Consider the following 16,341-nt stretch of genomic DNA (forward strand, 5'->3'; position numbering starts at 1 on the left):
AATCAAAATGTTCGGGTTTTAATTTTGGACTCCTTAAGTTTTCACAAAAAAGATGGATGATTTTCTACGCTAAATCAATTTAATGAACTAATATTTTGTCTTTCTTCAAATTCAGACTTTTTATTCATACTTCGATGTATCATATTAAATAAAATTGAAGCCAAAACCCCTATCGCTAAATATATTAACCAAGACCAAGAAACATGGTTAAATTTATTTAACCAAGCTCCAAGATAGTTTCCTAAGGAACCTCCCAAAGCCCAACAGGCTTGAAACATTCCAAAAAACAAACCTGCAGGTTTGTTGGCACTAAATTGTGCCACTGTCATTTCAGCTCCTGGCAGTGTCAGTGTTTCTCCTAACGTATAAAGAAAAACACAAAACAGCATCCAATAAATAGATGGAACAAGAGGAATCATCCCTATTGCTACTCCCATAATCAAGACACCCAGTTTAACCAAAATCATAGGATCTTGGTTAATAAATAATTTTCTTAAAAAAAACATTAAGAGTAATCCTGAAACCCCGTTTATTATGAAAATGGAACTTACTAATTGTTTGTCTCCAGATAAATCATATGCTTTAATTGGAAATGAGATATTTAATTGAGCAAACATAATCCAAAATAAAGGCATTATACATATAAATCCTACAAACAATTTATTTGAAACAACGGTTTTCAAACTAGATAATACTTTTTGATTGTCCTTAATAGTTCTAGGATATTTACTACGATAGATAAAAAGAATAAAAGATAAAACTAACATAGCGATACCCGCAATAGTAAATGGGTATACTGGATTAAACTTAACCAATAACGCTCCAACTAACGGACCTATAATTACTCCTGCGTTAAGCATTTGGTTAAAGTAAGTAAATATTTTTTTTCGAACTGCTTCTTTTTGCGATGTAAAAAAAGCAGTAACAGAAGGATCAAATAATGCTCCTCCAAACCCAATTAAAAACGCTGCAATGGTCACAGACCAGAAACTGTTAGCAAAAACAAATGCTCCAAATCCTAATGCTCTTACCATTACTCCTACAATTACATTTACTGTATGGCTTACACGATCTCCTATAAAGCCTGTAAATATTGGTAGCCCACGCTGTGAAACGAGGATTGTAGTTAAAATAGTTCCCACTTCCCAAGAAGAGAAGTGGAGATCATTTGTTAAATATAGTGCTAAAAAAGGCATGATCATAAAACTTCCTGTATTCATAAATAACACAGCTGTAAGTAATACCTTGATGGGAACAGGAATTTTTTCATTAATCATTTACTGTTACTGCCTTCCTTTTCTCTTCTAAATTCCGTAAGAATTTCTCTTTTTTTACAACAGCTCTCTCATGGAAACCTCTTAATATTTGAGAACTTTCATCAAATGCTTCTACTTCAAATAAAAGCTTATTTTTATCCATCTTTATTAACTTGGAATGAATTGTTATTTTTTCATTAAGTAAAGATGGAGCTAAATGTTTCATTTCATAATGCCCTAGCCCTAGTGACATATAGTTTTCTTCAATTTGATCCTTAATTACATCCATGCATGATACTTCCGCTAACCAAAGTAGAACTGGTGTTGCTAAAACATCTACATCATTCTCCCAGTTACTTGCTAAATCTTTTTCTTTTACTATATATTCATACTTACCTATGGAATCAATTTGAAAGTTCATATTCCATTTCCTCCTGTTGAGAAAGTTTATTTAATTGTTGAAAAATATTAATTCTTTGAATATCACTTGTGCCACCAGCTATTACAGTACCCACTGCATCACAGAATTTGCGGGATATTTCACCTTTCATATACCCTTTATGTCCATGTAATCGAATAGCATTCTCAGTATTTTTGTACAACCCTTCACTACCCACTAACTTTGCAAGAGAACACATCATAGATGCTTCAGGATCATCATTCATTAGTTTTTGAAGTGCGCCATACGAAGTCCAACGACTTGATTCCATATTAACTTTTATTTCAACAAGTAATCTTTGAATATATTGTTTATCAATAATTGGTGATTTAAAAGCAGTACGTTCTTTTGCATAATTCATACATTCTTCTAAAATATGCTCTGAGTAACCAGCGGAAATTAATCCATATAATAATCTATCTAATGAAATCATGTTATAAAGTGTATTTAAACCATCACCTTTATCTCCAAGGATATTCTTTCCTTCAACTTTAACATTCGATAAAATAATGTCGCCTGTTGGGCTTGTATGGTTCCCCAACATGTCTTCTGCTGGTTCAAAACTTAAACCTTCATATTCTCTTTCAACAATAAACAATGTAATATCCTTTTCTCCGAGTTTTGGAATACGCCCAACAATAACCATAATGTCAGCTACAGGTGCATTCGTAATATGAGCTTTTCTACCATTTAAGAGATAGAAGTTATCATACTTTTCTCCAAATGTCTTAATTCTGGCCACATCTGAGCCTCCAGTTTGTTCAGTAATTGCTGTTGCACCCACAGAATGGTTCATTAGTTTAGGTAAAAATAATTTCTTTTGCTCCTCTGATCCATAATTTAACAAAACTCTTATACATCCAATGTGAGCAATTGTTGAAAGAAGAAACCCAAAATCTTTTGCAGTCTTAGATAACCCTTCTAAAGCTGCAGCAAATTCCCACCAACTTTGACCCAAACCGCCATATTCTACTGGTACTGGAATACGCCACAGATTAGCATCTGAGACTTTTTTCCAACTTTCGAAGTCGAATTGATGATTCCAATAATTCTCTTCAGTTTTTTCAGATATTAAGTACCCTAATTTTTTGAACTCCTCAATATATTTTAATTGTTGTTCATTCCAATTCATTTCCATTATTTTATCCCCTTTTCTACTAAATAATTTTCTAACATCGTCATTGATTTTGTTAATATATTAAATAATTCATCAACTTCATCTTCTGATATAGTAAATGGAGGAGCAATTAAAAAAGCATCTCCTTCTGAATAATTAACCATATTCTTTACCGGGTAAATTAATAATCCATTTTCTAAAGCAATATCCACTATAATATCTGCAATATTAAGATTTCTCGGAAAAGTGGTGCGTTGCTCTCTATTTGAAACTAATTCTACTCCCCACAGTAAACCTTTTCCTCTGACATCTCCGATACATTCAAATTTATTTTTTAATTCGTTTAATTTCTTATTAAAAACCTCTTCCTTATTTTTAACCTTTGTTACAAGATCATTAGATTCTATATAATCCAAAACACCTAATGAAATAGCTGCTGATCCTGGATTACCACTATAAGTATGTCCGTATACGGCTACTCCCGAACCTTCGTTAATTGCATCATAGATTTTTTGATTAAACAGTACACCTGAAATTGGTGTATAACCTGCGCTCATTCCTTTCCCTAAAGCTATGATGTCCGGTTCAACATTCCAATTATTAATCCCAAACCATTCTCCAGTTCTTCCCAAACCTGTCATTACTTCATCACAAATTAGGAGAATATCATGTTTATTGCAAATTTCTCTAACAATTTTAAAGTAATCATCTGAAGGTGTAAGAGCCCCACCTGAAGCCCCTACAACAGGTTCCATAATAATTCCTGCAATTTTATGACTGCCAATTTTATTAATTACAGTTTCTACAGCTCTTGCACATTCTAAATTACAAGTTTTAGGGTCTTTAGAGAATGGACATCTGTAGCAATATGGGGTTGGGATAGCTGGATTATAAGTTAAAAGTTCTTCAAATCTTATTCTTCGATCACTGCCTGACATAGAAAGAGCACCTAATGTTACGCCATGATAACTAATTTTTCTTGATAGGATTATATTCTTCTCTTGTTTCCCTACCTCTTGCCAATATTGTATCGCTAAACGTAAAGCAGTTTCTGTTGCTTCTGAACCGCTATTAGAAAAGAAAATATGACTAAGATTCGGAGATAGATTTGTAATTTTTTCCCCTAAATCTTCTAGAGGCTGATTTGTGAACTGTGTCCTATAAGTAAATGCAATTTTAGATAGTTGCTTATATCCTATCTCAGCTATTTCTTTAATACCATGGCCGATATTAGCGACTATAGCTCCTGAACAACCGTCCATATATTTTTTATTATTTTGGTCATAAATATAAATTCCTTCACCATATTCTACAATTGGATATGATTTGTGCATATTTGGTTTTAAAACGGATGACGTTGAAATACTAGATATACTCATTAGAAAATGTTCACTCCTGTATTATCGATTTATCCCTAAATAAAAGTCTGCTAATGCTGCTAGTGCTAATAACTCATGACTTGCATCTTTATTTGAAACCAACACGCGCTCTTTAAAAGGGGGATATTTTCCTTTCTCTACTTGAACCATTGGAATGATTACATTATCCAGTTCTATAGAACCAATTAAATGAATTTTCACGTTTTCTTTTTCTACAACAGCAATATAATCATTACTACTATATTTAATTACACAAAAGCAATCGCTTTCATTTTTCAAAATATTAATTAGTTGTTTTTCTAGATCCACTTTAACAAGTGTAGCCATATTTATTCCCCCTACAGTAATTCAAGATGATAAAGCCCTTATTTTACTTTATAAATTGATTTAAGAACTCTCTAAAATTATTTTCTAAATCATAAGCTCTCTCTCGAGTTTCTCCTATAATCATATACTCAATTGATTTACTTTGATTTTCATCATTTAACAGCACTACACCTTCTTGATCTTTTAAAGCTAATAAGTTATTGATTTTGAGTTCATTTAATAGTTCACCGAATCCATTATTGCCAATATTCACTTTATTTTGAGTTAATATTGTATAATTATCTCCATAATTTTCACCATATAAATGATTAGCAACTACATGTACATGTGTTGATCCACCTGTTCTTCCATTAATCTCAGAAATCATGACTTTTCCATCGCTGGTCAAAATACCATCAATATTTATTAATCCTATATATCCTCTTTGCATAACAATTTCAGTAAGTTTTGTACAATTAGAAACAAATTCACCTATAGCATATGGTTTTAAAGAAACTGTTGGAATTTCAAATCCATTCCATACTGGTTCCATTCTCATATCTCCGAAGTTTAATAGATAAGGTCTCAGAACTCCTTCTTTAACTTCTAACTCCGCATAGAATACAGAAACTGTTTCATAATAAGCTTCCACTACCAACTTTGTATTTAATTCACCAGTCAAATCACCCCAAATTTTCATATATAGCTCTTCTAGCTGAATCTCCTGTTCAATACATAAAGTTTTATAGGCACCAGGAGATTCTGTTCTCTGATCATATGTAATTACAATATTCCCCTGTCCGCTTGCGTTTGTGTCCTGTTTTATAATCACTGATCCAGTTATATCAATAAGTTCTTTAATAGCCTGAAATAATTCACTTGGTGTATAACAATTTAGTCCTTCTGGAACAGGAATATTGTAAGCACCCGCAATTCTCCGATATTCAATTTTACTATTTAAAACTTCAGATCCACCTTGACGAAAATAATCTAGAATATGAGGTTTGATTTTAACTGGTAAATCCTTAACCAATTGTGCTACAGCTCTATCAAAGAAATAAGGTATTACGTCCCATGTTTTTCCTGCCATAAGGGTTGTTAGTTCCGCTTTTAATGTATCGCTATTTAAAGTCTCATAAGTTAATAATTCTTTATGATGAACATTTTCTGGCACTATGACATGCACATCTTCTTTTTGTAACCCCTTGATAGATAATATATAAGTTAAAAATTCTTTAGAGATTTGTTTTGGTAGTAATAAAATATCACCTTTTTCTAACAACCAAGCTAAACGGTAAGAAAAAGAAGACCACATCGAACCTGCTTTTTCAGATAGTTTATCAGGTTCACCTACTAATGATTCAGCACCTACATTACCAATAATAAGTTTTGGGTATTTACTCAGAGAAAAAGTTTTTTCTTCTAAATTTTCTGCAATATTTAGTTCCATTGTGTAACCTCCTGTATTGTTGTATTAAAAACTATTTATCCTTATAAACAGATGAATAAATTTATAATACATTTAATTTAGATTTTTGTAAATATTAGATTTTAATAAATTATTAGAATATTTTATTTATGTATTATCACGTGTAGTACAACTTTCATAAAGTGATCATGGTAATCTTGACTATTAGTTAAAATATTTCTAATTAACTTAAGACTCTCATAACACATAGCATCACCACCTTAAAAGTCTAACTATAATACAATTTCGTTAACCTTTGTTAAATTTTAATGGTTAACATATTCTTTCATTATGTTACCAATGATTGTATAATAAAGTCAATATAAAAAATTAAGAGGTGAACAGGGTTGATTAATAATCAAGTAGCACCAGGGGAGCTAGAAATTGTCCGTAGTTTCTTAAATACTTGGGAGATTCCAAATGATACACGTAAACCATTAGAACATTTAAATTGTGAAGAAGATATTAAAAATTTTATATCAAAGAATTTTAGTGGTATTAAATTTTCTGGTAAGCTAGAGGATGTGCATCAATTTCGGAAAGATGTTCGCATGTCATTAGAAACAAATAATGCTGATAATTTAACCAAGTGGTTAACGAGTTACCCTATAAATATATCTATTTTAGATATTGATAATATTCAATATAATGCTGTTAAACAACATGACTTTTTTAGTGAAGTTTTGATTATAATTGTTAAAAGCATCTCCTTAAGTCAGTGGAAACGTCTTAAAGCATGCCCAGATTGCAAGTGGGTTTTTTATGATAATTCTCGAAATGGGAGTAAACGTTGGTGTGGGATGTATGCATCCGAACCAAAAGGGAGATCATGTGGTACTATAGCTAAAGTGCAACGACATCGAAAAAAGAATAAAGCTAGTTCAAATGTATAGGGATATCAATCCAAACACTTAACAAATGAACACTTTCTGATTTTAGACAGATTGATTTTGTAAAATTTTTTCGTATAAACTCATATTCTTAAATAAAAATGAAGAAAAAGATTCCAAAAACAATGCATAAAACATAAAACCTATGTAACAATACCATCCTACTAACTAACTCTAATTGCACAAAAAAGCGACATATCGCTATGTCGCTTTTTACATCATGTTTCTATCAATCTACACTTGTAACATTTGATTAATTAAAGCCGCTGCCTCTCCACGAGTTGCTGTTCCTTTTGGTAGAAATTGATTATTCCCATTCCCTTTTACAACTCCTAATCCATATAGGCGCTGTACTGCTTGTTTATCATATGCATGATTTAGATCTGAGAATGGTGTATCCACAACTTGCCCTACAATATGTTTATATCGTAATGCATTATCTATCATAATTGCCGCTTCATCACGTTTAATAGGGCTATTTGGATCAAACATACCATTCCCTCTACCTTTAACGATACCTGTACTTCCTGTACGCTTAATTCCCTCCCACAAGGTAGGATGTGCTTCATTCAAATCATAGAAACCTGCATTCCCCGGTGGTAATTTCAGGGCATTAGAAATTAAAGTCGCAAATTCTGCTCTTGTTATTAAACGATTCGGCCAATATGTACCATTTCCATCCCCAACCATAACTCCTTTTTTATTTAATTCCCGAATATGCTTCTCATACCATCCACCTGTTATATCATCTTTCTTCATTTCATCCCTTGGGAAGTACTTAGAAATCCCATCTGCCGTTAATGCCATTAACCTTCTTTGGTATCCGGGATCAGAAAGTAAGCGGTCTTCTGTAGGATTTGACATGAACCCTATTTCAAGTAATACTACTGGCGTTTTTGACCAGTTGAATCCCGTCATATCGCTTCGCTTAAAGATTCCATTGCCATGAATATTTATGCCACCATCCCTTACGTTATTTAAAATTGTTTGTGAAGCTCGTAAACTATCTTGATAAATCCCTCTTGTATCCTGTGTGTTTTCAGGCGTTAAAATAGAAAATCCTTTTACACTTGAATTATCATCACTACCATCAGCATGTACTCGTACCGTTAGGCTCGCATTTGCATTATTAGCCATTTGTGCTCTTTGAATATTACTGATATTCACATCATTTGTTGTACGAGTCATCATAACGTGGAAACCTCGTTTTTCTAGTTCCTCTTTTAAAATCAAACTAGTTTCCAAAGTTAATTGATACTCAGGTTTTTTCGTTGCGACACCCGATGCTCCATAAGTCACTTTATATTTCGTTTCATTAGAAGATGGTGATACTTGCTCTTTAGATAAATCCCCTTTTCTTTGATGCCCTGGATCAATAAAAATTGTCCTTTTCCCAACTGGCGCATCTGTATTTGGGTTTGTAGAAGAGCCTGTTTTTTCCACATAAGCCCCACTCACATAGCCTGTTTGCCCCTTGAAATTAATCTTGTACCATCCATTTGCTTCCTGACCAATTACCGATAGAGTTTGATCTTTATATACAAATCCTAAGCTTTTTGTACTTGGACTCGCTCCACTTCGAACGTTTAGTGATGAAGCTGTCACTTTGTATGTTTCACTATCAGCATACACTACGTTTGAACTTATCAAAGGAGCTTTTACACTAAAAATCCCTGCACCTAGTACCGCTACTGTCGCCATTGCCATAAAAGGTTTCTTCCATTTATTCTGTTTTTTCACTGGATTAAATTGTTTTTGTTTCATTGCTGTATCCCCTTCCATATTTACAATCAAAATAAAAAATTAGCTACGCATTTCTCTTAACAGTTGATAATTAAGTATACATACATCTTTGAATTTCTTTTCCACTTTTATAGAATCTTCAGCTTCTTCTAATAATCGTTGATGAACCTTCCTATCAAATTTTAATGTTGTATGAAGAAAACCTGAAGTACCATTTCCTTTCCAGTGATAAGTAACTAACTATTCATATCTTCTTGCTCTCATTTTCATTCTTCCTTTCCATTCAAATAACGCTTTTATTCAAAATGATGCCCTATTCATTTGGACGCATTTACCAGTATTTTTACCAAAAAATTCATGATATTGTTAATTAGTCGAGTACGTCATTACTTGACGATTACCCTTAGAAGCCCCGCAGACAATCGGGGTTTCTTTTATTTAAATAAGGATTTTGTTATAAAACTGCACCTATCTAAATAACATACATACACTATCGTGGGTATTCTTTTTCAATCTTAGTTTTAATCAGAGAGCGCCTTGGAAAGCGTTCTTTAGTTTTCAAGTAAAAATTCTAGTCAAATGATTCACATTCTTAGAAAAAGGCACATATATTATCATGTACTCTTTTACATTAAAAGTCTTGGTCCTAAGAGCACTGTCAAAAGTGCTCTTTTATTTTATTGCAATGTATCACGTTTTACATACAATAAACATAGAATGCAATGACCATGCAAGACATAGTTTCTATATAATCGCGTACATTTTTTGAACGTGATTTCTTTTTACTAAATAAAAATTTCGTTTAACTTTTATTCATTTTATTGTTTACTTCGCATACATTACTATTAAGCCAAGGAATACACAGGTTTCTCTGAACCAATTTCCTTGTATCCCTTGTACACAGAACCTGTTATAACTAACAGGTTCTTTAATTTTTGTCATCATACAATAACTATTTTGTTGAATTTCTCAATTCACAAAGTACTAACTTTATAAAATGAATTCATATACATTTATTGAATACATATTAAGTTCATATAAAACTAAATAATTTAGGAGCTGATCAGTATGACAAGTAAACCACTAGTAATAACGCTTCCTCCTATATCAAAAACCAAAATTACTTTTTATTCTTCTTCTGGTGAAGTAATTAACCACACTTTTTTTACAAACGAAACTTCAGAACCTATAGCAACGTTTGCATATTGTCCTATAGAATTCGAAAGATTTGAAACTAAAAGAATGCCAGTCCTTATAAAATAATTTTTCATAGATATTTTCCTAAATCCCCTAGATTTCAGGGGATTATTTTATATAAAATAAAGCTTTTATAACAATTAATGTACATACTTATGTTTTGAATGTGTAATCGCCTCGTCAAAGTCTTCACTGTTAGGTAATCTCTGTTTCATTAATTTACTCGCATTTGGACAACATAATTCTCTCACATACCACTGATCTATCTGTATAATATACAATTCACGTTGATTAATAGGAGTATCACTCAATTCATTTATTTCGTCATAAGCATTATAAATAGCAAACAAATCTACCCCATCCCAATCTGATTCCTTCAATTGTGTATACGGTAAAAATGGTCGAAACTCGTTTGTAACATCTTCTATCTCATAAAACTTTGTTAAAACCTCTAATAAATGTCGCTCATCTATACATAATGATTCATCAACTAATTCTTCAAACTTAAATTGATTACATGCAATAATTTGACACAAGGTTAGGTTATCTATGTTTGTTTTCACAAAAACAGATTGTTTATCATGATCTTCGTTACAGCAATGAACAATTTTAAAAACTCCCATACTCACTACCTCCACTTTTTATCTATTATTCTATAAAATTCAAATTGTATTTAAACAATTAATTACAGTATCCAATTACATCCATAACTTGATTTCAAACCATCCACAACCTCTAGTAAAGTATAATTTTATAAAAGTATAAAATTATAAAGTTATAAAGTTATAAAGTTATACAATTATAAATTTATAATTGTATACACGTAAAAAAGCGACATATCGCTATGTCACTTTGATTACCTTAATATATTTTTCTAGTCTCTTGCTATAACGCCATACTAATTTACTAGATAACTTGTCACCAAAAATACAAATAAGTTATATAGGTTCTGGTGCAAAAAGACGATAAATATAAAAGAATCAAGGATTCCTAACGGAATCACCTGTTAAGCAGTTAATCCAAACAGCTGGTTGATAAAAATATTCTGATTTTGGACAGACTGATCCTGCAAATCAATTTGTTCTTTTTTGACCATATGCATGGCTTCAACACCACTCAATATAGAGGCTGATGTTTTGTATGATTTAAATCCCAACATAGAGCGTATACGTTTTTTAATAAAACGATGATCTTGTTCTACTATGTTATTTAAATATTTTATCCTTCGGATTTTGGTGCCTATTGGTATCCTTTTTTCTTTCTTCAACTGTTCGATAGCAATTGGATAAGCAGGGTTCTTATCAACCGTGATGATACGAGGTTTTGAGACATGAAAAGACCGCAAAGCTTTCTTGAAGAATCGCTTTACAGCCTTATGATTTCTAGATTTACTCAAATAAAAGTCAATCGTGTTTCCTTCAGAATCAACGGCACGATATAAATACATCCATTGTCCTTTTACTTTTATATATGTTTCGTCCACTCTCCATGAGTTATTCGTTTGTTTGAGATGACGTCGAATTCGTTTATCAAACTCCGGCCCATATTGATGTACCCATCGCATAATAGTTGTATGAGCCAGGGATAACCCTCGTTCCGCCATCATTTCCACCAAATCACGAAAGCTTAAGTTGTACCGTAGGTACCAACGTAAAGTTAACAAGATGATGTCTGGTTGATAATGTTTCCACTTAAATATATTCTCCTTTTCCATACTGATCACACACCTTTTATAGAGTAGTACTATCAGTATGTCCAAGTTTGATAGACCATTATCATATACTTCAAAGTTTTTGCACCAGAACCGGATTTTCACTACTTCCTTTTGAACCTGTTTTTCTATTTCTCTGTCGATTGCTGGTAATAAAGATAATTGTTCCATGAAGGAATCTCCCTATTTCGAATTTTGGTTTTTACATTCACATCAGGTATGTGAACTTTTAATGTGTATCTACTGAATAAGGGAACGATGACTACAATACAGCCCCCACCACACTGTTAGTCATGGTTCCGTTATCCATTAAGCCTTTAATATTTTTCTTTTTCTATTACTCATTTTCTCTTTCGTCGCTTCAATGTTATTCGCAACTCTTTTATGGTCCTGATCAAATTGAATCATTCCATCTAACACCCCTGGAATTAATCCTGTTTCATCGATGTATTGTAAGTAATCAACTGGTGCTCGTTCTGTTTGCTCTACTAAGTATCCATAAATATCGAAACCTGCTCTTGGTATCGACTTTTTACCTTTTGGTTGTTGAGACATCCTTACATAAGATTGAATAACCGATAATGGCACAAGGAATATTGCTTGATCTTTACTAAACTCTATAAGGAAGAAACAAATCGCTCCCTTTTTCTCTGCTTTCTCCAAGTAGTCTAATTGATGCTGTGCGATGTTCTTTAAATCAAATCTATTTATCTTATTTGTAAATTTCGCTTCAAACGCAATAGCGCTCCCTTTATATACACCATCATAATCTACTGTACTCTTTGACGCGTAATAGCCATCTTTCACCCGTCCATAAACAACTTTTAACACCTTCACAGGAGTCGGACGCTTGTTTATAAGCGCCACTCCCTCACGTTGGTACATTTCATTTGATAGATTGATAAGCTTCTCAAAATGCATTCCTCTATTTCCTAATGCCATTGTTATTCCTCGCTTTCTTCTAAAAGGATTATTTCGTTATGTTTTCTAACAAACTTCATTTCAAAATTTTCATATCCAGATGAACCTCTAGACGCATACACCATATACTAATTTAAATACTTCCTAGGAAAGCAGGTGAAACCTATGCCATCTGTTGTTGGAAATCTGGTTGTACAGAATAGTAACGGTTCTTTCAACTTAGGTGATTTTTATAACGTTTCTCCAAAGGAAAATACGAAGGCTTATAATGGTTCAGGATCATCCAATGTCGGTTTTGTTGTCAATGCCTTTAGCGGTGTTAGCGCAACAAACACATTCGATTCTGATGTTGCAGACCAAAACCAAGTTGGAACAGTCTAGAATTACTCATTTTCCTCTTCCTCTCTGAATAAAACTAAATATTACGTCAATACTGTAGATAGGCTGGTAAACAGCCGGAAATCTCTTATGTGTAACCGTACTAATCGAGATCTCCAATCCACACTGAGCAGTTAGCTTTTGCTAGCTGCTCTTTTGTTTTCACCATTAAATCATTTGCATCATATATTGTAGTATTCCTTTCTTTATAGCGTGAGTTCGTCACTCACATAGTCTTTAGACAGAGCACTAATTGATAGTACTCTTTTTGTTTTGAGCTGCCAATTCTGTCCATTTGCGAAAAAAGAAAACCAAGATCGTGTGTTACGAATTTCGATTCATCAAGACATTTACGATCAATTAAGAGAACAGCGCTTGTCCATGAGAGGGAAAATTCTCCGTTCTGTTCGTCCATCTACGGTGGAACTGAGTTTCGCACATAGTAAAGAACTCCACGGTTTGCACTATGCGCGATACCGTGGAGTTCAAAAGGTTAAATCACAAGTTTTGATGACGGCCATCATACAAAACTTAAAAAAGTGGACCAAACTTCGCTCACTTAAGCAAGTTGGTTTACACCTAACACATCAAATTATAGAAGAAACTACTTTATAAAACAAATAGAAATCAAAAAATGCCAAAAAAATTTGGCATTTTCTTTGACATAATCTTTTTTCAACAAAGTGAAATCACTACTAGGAAAATTACTAGTAGTGATTTCATACTTTATTAGTATTTAGCGTATGGAGTAATCTTTACAGGATCAGAAATAAATGTTGTACCAGCCGTGGAGTTAACCATTTTAACTCTGTAATATTGTGGTATTGATAATGATGGTTCTGAAATTCCTAATGACATAGAACAGCCTACAAAATATTGTGGGTTTCTTGTGCGTGGATAAATCACATTTTCCCATGTTCCATCTGCTTGTTGTACTTGCCAAACTACTTTACCAGATCTAAAACTTGAGTCAACAGGTATTTTTAGATAAATAGAATTTGTATTTACATTTTCATATACTGTTGGTGTTTTGTGAACATAATTTTCTGTTTCTGCAGCAAAAGTAACAGTTGAATCTACACCCATCGCTAAACTTAATGCTAAAATTGTTGATTGAATTAACCTTTTCATACTATCACCTTTTTTCTGATATATTTAGTTTTATCGATGTAATTATATCATACTTAAAGGGAATGTTAACTATTGTTTTTTCCGTTATCATCAGAACTTTTTTCTGTTTTGAAAATCGAGTATGTGAGATAATTTTCATGTAGATGAGTTCCCACATCTTATTATGTGCGTATATAGTTCCATACATCATTTCATAGTACTTTCGATTTTCTTCAACTTTTCTCATGGAATATGTAACATACATAAAAACTCTCCTCGCTTCATTTCATTCACGAGGAGAGTTTGTCGGAATTTTTAGTCTTTGTCTATTGACTAGATTGTTTTTCAACACTATGAAAAAAGGAACGTATTCCGGTCCTTTTCTATTAATATGTTATCAATTTAAATGGTATTATCCCCTTTAGGTAGACAGTGTAAAAAAGACCATGTGCACACATGGATGTTACACTATTACTTGGAGGGGATTTTTTATGACTAAAAAAGGCTCAACTTTTAATACATATTCAGAAGAATTAAAGTTATCAGCTGTTCAAAGTTATTTAAACGGAGAAGGAAGTTACAATATGATAAAGGAAAAATATCAGCTTAGAAGTTCTACCCAACTTAAAAATTGGGTGAAAAAATATAAAGAATATGGTGAGATTACAGATACTCGTGGAAAAAATAGTGGAATGAAAGGTATACCAAACCCTCTAAAAGGAAAACGTGTTCATTTCAACACCGTTGAAGAGGAACGTGACTACTATAAGGCTCAGGTTGAATATTTAAAAAAGCAGTATCCAAATCTGTAAATGGAGGCGTACTAAAATATAAAGAGAGATATCATATCATTGAATCATTAAAGAGAAAATATCCAGTTATATGGCTTACTAAATTTGCGGGTGTACATCGTTCAAGTTACTATAAGTGGATTCATACAAAAAGTATGAAAAACATGCGACTAGAATCCGATCAACGATTAAAAAAGGTAATACAATCTATTCACGTAAAGCACAAGGAATATGGTTATCCGCGTATGAAAATCGCTTTACAAGAAGAGGGTTATTTTATAAATCGCAAAAAGGTATATCGCTTAATGAGTGAACTCAACATTCAGTTTATTATTCGGAAGAAGCGTCGCTTCTTTAAAGGGAATTATTCCAATACTTTTCCAAATGTTTTAAACCGTGAATTCAAAGATCGCCAACAAAATGAAGCGCTTGTTACAGACATTACCTACCTACGATTTCAAGAGGGATTCCGCTATCTTTCCGTTGTACAAGATATTTATAATAACGAAGTTGTTTCTTGGAAAATTTCCAAGCGCAATGATAATGAACTTGTATTAGATACAATTGAAATGTTGACACAAAAAAGAGATGTGCGTGGAACCATTCTCCATTCTCCATTCAGATCAGGGATTCCAGTACACATCTCATGCCTACAACAAACGACTTTTTGATTTAGGTATCATTGGCAGCCACTCTCGCAAAGGAAACTGCCATGATAATGCCTGTATCGAATCATTTTTCTCCCATTTTAAATCGGAGATGTTGTATTTGAATCATTTTAAAACAGAAGCAGATTTAATACAAGCAATTGAAGAGTATATTTATTTTTATAACTATAAACGGTTCCAAAAACGACTCAACCATCGAGCTCCGATAGAATATCGAATCTCGATGGCTGCTTAGTCTTTTTAATATTGTCTACTTGACAGGGATAAGACCAATCCACACTCTTTTTTCTGCCTACTACGGTAAGGCTACACCAATTTAATTCGTGCTCACTAAGGTAGAGCTACTCCAAGTTCCTTTATCGGTTTTCTATTTTGCATTCGCATCTGGTTGATGAATTCCAATTATATTACCTTCAGTATCGATATAGTATCCTTGCCACGCCATTCCAGGAAGAGCATATTTAGGCTTTGCAACCTTGCCGCCATTCTCAATAATTTTAGCTTCCGTTAAATCGTAATTTTCCACTCCCATTGTACAAACCAATCCATTTAAAGGCTGGTTTGTTTCCGGCGGAGCACTTTGTCGCTTCATCAAAGCACCATTAATCCCAAGCTCATTCTCATTGCCAGTCACTGCTCCAAAATACGGCATTCCTGCATACTCACTCCAATCTTGAAATGACCATCCGAATACCTCTCCATAAAAATTCTTTGCCCGTTCTATGTCATCCACATGAATTTCGAAATGAATTAATCTTCCCATACCATAATTCCCTCCTATTTCTTCAAACATAAACCAAGATAACTTTTTAGAGTATTAGCTAGTCCAAGTTTCGGTTTTTTATTTAGCCGAGCTCACTCCGAAAAATCGCTCCTGATCTTGTTATTTATTATAACACAACCCCCTTAAAAATCAGGAAGTATAGTGTACATCTAAAGTATATTGGGTGTTTTTGCCCATCCCCTC

Annotated in this window: 15 protein-coding genes and 2 pseudogenes; 5 read left to right on the forward strand and 12 right to left on the reverse strand. The window is 33.0% G+C overall.

What is annotated here, in order from left to right; all coding sequences use genetic code 11:
• Positions 1-74 precede the first annotated feature (74 nt).
• From V7038_RS14470 to V7038_RS14495, 6 genes are read right to left on the reverse strand one after another with little or no spacing between them, the layout of a single operon-like run.
• The gene (locus tag V7038_RS14470) at positions 75-1,277 is read right to left on the reverse strand and encodes an MDR family MFS transporter (RefSeq protein ID WP_335470621.1); all 1,203 of its coding nucleotides are present in this window, start codon (positions 1,275-1,277) and stop codon (positions 75-77) included.
• Entirely contained in the window at positions 1,270-1,677 is a 408-nt protein-coding gene (locus V7038_RS14475; protein ID WP_335470623.1) for a thioesterase family protein, read from the reverse strand. Before V7038_RS14475 ends, V7038_RS14470 begins: the two co-directional genes overlap by 8 nt.
• A complete protein-coding gene (locus tag V7038_RS14480; RefSeq protein ID WP_335470625.1) occupies positions 1,661-2,833 on the reverse strand; it encodes an acyl-CoA dehydrogenase family protein in 1,173 nt (390 codons plus the stop codon). The genes V7038_RS14475 and V7038_RS14480 overlap by 17 nt, the downstream gene beginning before the upstream one ends.
• The gene (locus V7038_RS14485; protein ID WP_335470627.1) at positions 2,833-4,191 is read right to left on the reverse strand and encodes an aspartate aminotransferase family protein; all 1,359 of its coding nucleotides are present in this window, start codon (positions 4,189-4,191) and stop codon (positions 2,833-2,835) included. The genes V7038_RS14480 and V7038_RS14485 overlap by 1 nt, the downstream gene beginning before the upstream one ends.
• A 21-nt stretch (positions 4,192-4,212) precedes the next feature.
• The gene (locus tag V7038_RS14490) at positions 4,213-4,518 is read right to left on the reverse strand and encodes a hypothetical protein (RefSeq protein WP_078181604.1); all 306 of its coding nucleotides are present in this window, start codon (positions 4,516-4,518) and stop codon (positions 4,213-4,215) included.
• Positions 4,519-4,561: 43 nt separating this feature from the next.
• A complete protein-coding gene (locus V7038_RS14495; RefSeq protein WP_335470629.1) occupies positions 4,562-5,947 on the reverse strand; it encodes a hypothetical protein in 1,386 nt (461 codons plus the stop codon).
• Between the two features lie 365 nt (positions 5,948-6,312).
• Between V7038_RS14495 and V7038_RS14500 the strand changes: the two genes are divergently transcribed.
• Positions 6,313-6,858, forward strand: coding sequence for a CGNR zinc finger domain-containing protein (locus V7038_RS14500; protein ID WP_335470631.1), 546 nt, complete (start codon positions 6,313-6,315; stop codon positions 6,856-6,858).
• Positions 6,859-7,089: 231 nt separating this feature from the next.
• Here V7038_RS14500 and V7038_RS14505 read toward each other — a convergent pair.
• Positions 7,090-8,439, reverse strand: a pseudogene (locus V7038_RS14505) (N-acetylmuramoyl-L-alanine amidase); the annotation flags it as partial.
• A 1,227-nt stretch (positions 8,440-9,666) separates the two neighbouring features.
• On the opposite strand from V7038_RS14505, the gene V7038_RS14510 reads away from it, so the two are divergent.
• Positions 9,667-9,861: a hypothetical protein gene (locus V7038_RS14510; RefSeq protein WP_097809064.1), complete on the forward strand. Its 195-nt coding sequence runs from the start codon at positions 9,667-9,669 to the stop codon at positions 9,859-9,861.
• A 74-nt stretch (positions 9,862-9,935) separates the two neighbouring features.
• On the opposite strand, the gene V7038_RS14515 is transcribed toward V7038_RS14510, so the two are convergent.
• From V7038_RS14515 to recU, 3 genes are all read right to left on the reverse strand, one after another.
• Positions 9,936-10,418 carry a hypothetical protein gene (locus V7038_RS14515; RefSeq protein WP_335470634.1) on the reverse strand — a complete coding sequence of 161 codons (483 nt, stop codon included), beginning with the start codon at positions 10,416-10,418 and terminating at the stop codon, positions 9,936-9,938.
• A 383-nt stretch (positions 10,419-10,801) separates the two neighbouring features.
• A complete protein-coding gene (locus tag V7038_RS14520; RefSeq protein ID WP_335470644.1) occupies positions 10,802-11,509 on the reverse strand; it encodes an IS6 family transposase in 708 nt (235 codons plus the stop codon).
• Between the two features lie 306 nt (positions 11,510-11,815).
• Positions 11,816-12,448, reverse strand: a complete 633-nt coding sequence (recU, locus tag V7038_RS14525; protein WP_335470637.1) for a Holliday junction resolvase RecU — start codon at positions 12,446-12,448, stop codon at positions 11,816-11,818.
• Between the two features lie 144 nt (positions 12,449-12,592).
• Between recU and V7038_RS14530 the strand changes: the two genes are divergently transcribed.
• Both V7038_RS14530 and V7038_RS14535 read left to right on the forward strand, forming a co-directional pair.
• Positions 12,593-12,808: a spore germination protein gene (locus V7038_RS14530; protein ID WP_078181526.1), complete on the forward strand. Its 216-nt coding sequence runs from the start codon at positions 12,593-12,595 to the stop codon at positions 12,806-12,808.
• Between the two features lie 270 nt (positions 12,809-13,078).
• Positions 13,079-13,420: a transposase gene (locus V7038_RS14535; RefSeq protein WP_373261185.1), complete on the forward strand. Its 342-nt coding sequence runs from the start codon at positions 13,079-13,081 to the stop codon at positions 13,418-13,420.
• 114 nt (positions 13,421-13,534) lie between these two features.
• On the opposite strand, the gene V7038_RS14540 is transcribed toward V7038_RS14535, so the two are convergent.
• Positions 13,535-13,936, reverse strand: coding sequence for a hypothetical protein (locus V7038_RS14540; RefSeq protein ID WP_286096945.1), 402 nt, complete (start codon positions 13,934-13,936; stop codon positions 13,535-13,537).
• A gap of 470 nt (positions 13,937-14,406) precedes the next feature.
• On the opposite strand from V7038_RS14540, the pseudogene V7038_RS14545 reads away from it, so the two are divergent.
• Positions 14,407-15,609 (forward strand): annotated as a pseudogene (locus tag V7038_RS14545) (IS3 family transposase).
• A gap of 132 nt (positions 15,610-15,741) precedes the next feature.
• On the opposite strand, the gene V7038_RS14550 reads toward V7038_RS14545, so the two are convergent.
• Positions 15,742-16,137: a VOC family protein gene (locus tag V7038_RS14550; protein ID WP_078181521.1), complete on the reverse strand. Its 396-nt coding sequence runs from the start codon at positions 16,135-16,137 to the stop codon at positions 15,742-15,744.
• Between the last annotated feature and the right edge of the window lie 204 nt (positions 16,138-16,341).

The sequence above is a fragment of the Bacillus sp. JJ783 genome, assembly GCF_036963225.1.
In the GTDB taxonomy this organism is placed as follows: domain Bacteria; phylum Bacillota; class Bacilli; order Bacillales; family Bacillaceae_G; genus Bacillus_A; species Bacillus_A cereus_U.

Coding starts and splice junctions, on each gene's coding strand:
- V7038_RS14470 (WP_335470621.1), bottom strand. CDS start 1,277: ATGATTAATGAAAAAATTCCTGTTCCCATCAAGGTATTACTTACAGCT.
- V7038_RS14475 (WP_335470623.1), bottom strand. CDS start 1,677: ATGAACTTTCAAATTGATTCCATAGGTAAGTATGAATATATAGTAAAA.
- V7038_RS14480 (WP_335470625.1), bottom strand. CDS start 2,833: ATGGAAATGAATTGGAATGAACAACAATTAAAATATATTGAGGAGTTC.
- V7038_RS14485 (WP_335470627.1), bottom strand. CDS start 4,191: ATGAGTATATCTAGTATTTCAACGTCATCCGTTTTAAAACCAAATATG.
- V7038_RS14490 (WP_078181604.1), bottom strand. CDS start 4,518: ATGGCTACACTTGTTAAAGTGGATCTAGAAAAACAACTAATTAATATT.
- V7038_RS14495 (WP_335470629.1), bottom strand. CDS start 5,947: ATGGAACTAAATATTGCAGAAAATTTAGAAGAAAAAACTTTTTCTCTG.
- V7038_RS14510 (WP_097809064.1), top strand. CDS start 9,667: ATGACAAGTAAACCACTAGTAATAACGCTTCCTCCTATATCAAAAACC.
- V7038_RS14515 (WP_335470634.1), bottom strand. CDS start 10,418: ATGGGAGTTTTTAAAATTGTTCATTGCTGTAACGAAGATCATGATAAA.
- V7038_RS14520 (WP_335470644.1), bottom strand. CDS start 11,509: ATGGAAAAGGAGAATATATTTAAGTGGAAACATTATCAACCAGACATC.
- recU (WP_335470637.1), bottom strand. CDS start 12,448: ATGGCATTAGGAAATAGAGGAATGCATTTTGAGAAGCTTATCAATCTA.
- V7038_RS14530 (WP_078181526.1), top strand. CDS start 12,593: ATGCCATCTGTTGTTGGAAATCTGGTTGTACAGAATAGTAACGGTTCT.
- V7038_RS14540 (WP_286096945.1), bottom strand. CDS start 13,936: ATGAAAAGGTTAATTCAATCAACAATTTTAGCATTAAGTTTAGCGATG.
- V7038_RS14550 (WP_078181521.1), bottom strand. CDS start 16,137: ATGGGAAGATTAATTCATTTCGAAATTCATGTGGATGACATAGAACGG.